Genomic DNA, 2,595 nt, shown 5'->3' on the forward strand with positions numbered 1-2,595 from the left:
CCGCGCTCTTTTTTTCATAGAGGCATCGGTTGAAAAAGGTCCTGAACCGACCACCCAAAATAAAACGAGTAATAGAAGTACAATCACGGAAAGCCACAATTCTGAATTCAGCATAGAAAAGCCTCTGGAAATATTGACGAAAAATATGGCACATAATAAAATGGGGATCTGAATCACTGCTGCAAAACGGGTAACCAGACCAATAGTGATCAATAAGCCGCCAACAAGATGAACAAAAGCCACGATATGGATAGCAAGGCTGGCCATCAAACCGGAAAATCCGTAAACATTATTTTGAAGAAGTAATTCCTGCGAAGCAGCGTTATTGCTGATCAGCGCAATCCCTTTAAAAAAGATCAGTAAGCCCAGTGCAATTCTGACAATGTCAAGCCATTTAGCTCTGTGCATGTCGCCCCAGTGTTCGATTTTATGAATAACGTTCATGGATTTCCTTCATTTTAGCGAAGTCCTCTATTAAAGTTAAACAAATGTTTTGATATTATCAAAGGTTAATCTGCTTAAAATAAGAAGTTTAAATCGTTTTCCATAGCGTGTCATCCTGGTTCTGAAGTATGGCGGAAAAGGCAGTTCTGGGCGGGATATTGAGGTATGGATAAACCACGCGGGATAAGTAAAGTCCCTGAGGATGGGCGGGAGTGATCAGTTCAGGCGTTTCCCTGCTGATCAGATGGTGCTCAAATTCATCCAGGCTCACTACTCCGCGGCCAATTTTCAACAATTGTCCCATAATGATCCGGATCATTTTACCCAGAAAGCGATTTGAGGAAATCTGAAACCTGATCCGGTCTGCATTTTCATCTGCCATTAAACGTGCCGACATCACGTTACAGATGGTATGTTCATACTTGTCAGGGCTGGTACAAAAGGCCCTGTAGTCTTTGTATTGAGGGAGTAGTGCTGCGGCCTGCTTCATTTTGTCCAGGTCAAGGTCTTTGAGCAGATAAAAAGAACTCAGGCCATGAAGGAAAGGATTTTTGTAGGTATGGATAAAATAATCATAAGACCTCATCACGGCGTCAAAACGGGCGTGCCGCTGATCATCTACCGGAAAAATATCAAATACAGCAATACTATGTGGCAAAAGCTTGTTGAGCCGGAACTGCAGGTCAAAATCCCATTCTTTTTCCACATCCATGTGAAAAAAGAACTGGCTGGCATGTACCTGTGCATCCGTACGGCCACATCCATTGATAAATATGGGCGTTTTTAAGATCTGAGTGAGCGCGGTTTCAATAACCCCTTGTACATTCGAAACACCTGGTTGCTTTTGCCAGCCGCCATACCGCAGCCCATGATAACCTATATGAATAAAATACCTCAAAACCTTATCTCTTTCCTGCTCTTTTGTTTAATTCATCAATTGGCATATTTAACATCCTGCCCACAGGTTCTTTGCCTCTGTAAGTAATCACCCGCAGTAAAGTAGCATCTTTAGGGGCAGTGATTTTGTCTGTGTATTTAGGATAAAACCTGTCCGGGTAGGAATTGTCAAAGCTGTAATAAATATCTAAACCACCCACTTCAGTGCTCAAATCAATCAGTAACTGTTTATCGGCTGATCTGCTGACCTTAAATATGGGGTCATAGACACTTGGCGCATATTTGGTTTCAGCGATGTCGAAACGCTTAAAGTGTTGTTCTACTTTTGCGAAAAATACCGGCCAGTTTTTCTTCTCTTTTGGAGACCAAACGGATTCCGCAATAGCAAATGCTCTTGGCCAGGTCATGTATTCTGCCTGTCTGATGTTGTAGACCTGTTCAGTCCATAAATTGGCCTGACCACCTTTGATATACTCAGGATTGGCCCCGGCAGGGATAGGATCAAATTCATACGATTTGCTCAGGCGTAAACTTGCGTAAACTTTAGGTTCAGCAATAACATCGCTTTGCATATAATCCAGGTAAGCATAGGCGGTTGGACTCATCACAACTTCATGTTTTTTAAGCGAAGCATCAATACCCGCATTAACACTTCTCCAGCTCATTACCGCAGCGCCAGGAGAAAGGTCATCTTCCATGATCTCATCCCAGCCCATAAATTTCTTTCCTTTGGATTCCACAATTTTTTGAACCCTTTTTTCGAAATAACCCTGAACCTGCTGCATGTTTTTCAGTCCCTCTCTTTTCATCAGATCTGCAATCGCCGGCGTTTTTTCCCAATAATTTTTTGGAGCCTCATCACCGCCCATATGGATGTATTCAAAAGGGAATAAGGCTGCTACTTGTGTAATTACACTATCCAGGAACTGGTAAACTTTTTCATTGGCCGGACAAAGCGTATTGTCTACTAAAGCAATCGGAGGCGCGCCCCGTGACCAATCCATGATTCTTTCACCAGACCGAACTTTATAATTCTCTGCACCCGGTGTACAAGACAACTCAGGGTAAGAAGCAATTACGGAAAGACTGTGCCCCGGAACATCTATTTCCGGAAGGATATTCACAAATCTTTCTTTAGCATACTGAATAATTTCTTTGATATCGTCCTGTGTATAAAAGCCACCATAGTTTCTGGGTTCATCTGCTGCCGGAGGCGTAAATTCGCAAAAAGTTCCTATTTTTTTAACATTCCAG

Annotated in this window: 3 protein-coding genes; all 3 read right to left on the minus strand. The window is 42.6% G+C overall.

Annotation, left to right across the window (positions count from 1 at the left end; all coding sequences use genetic code 11):
- The coding region (locus tag VNZ46_RS13580; RefSeq protein WP_325560631.1) for a DoxX family protein at positions 1 to 444 on the minus strand (444 nt) is incomplete at its 3' end.
- A gap of 88 nt (positions 445 to 532) precedes the next feature.
- Positions 533 to 1,342, minus strand: coding sequence for a tRNA pseudouridine(38-40) synthase TruA (gene truA, locus VNZ46_RS13585; protein ID WP_325560632.1), 810 nt, complete (start codon positions 1,340 to 1,342; stop codon positions 533 to 535).
- A gap of 4 nt (positions 1,343 to 1,346) precedes the next feature.
- Positions 1,347 to 2,595: beta-N-acetylhexosaminidase (locus tag VNZ46_RS13590; RefSeq protein ID WP_325560633.1), on the minus strand; the 1,249-nt coding region annotated here is incomplete at its 5' end.

This window comes from Pedobacter sp., assembly GCF_035566355.1.
Lineage (GTDB): Bacteria > Bacteroidota > Bacteroidia > Sphingobacteriales > Sphingobacteriaceae > Pedobacter.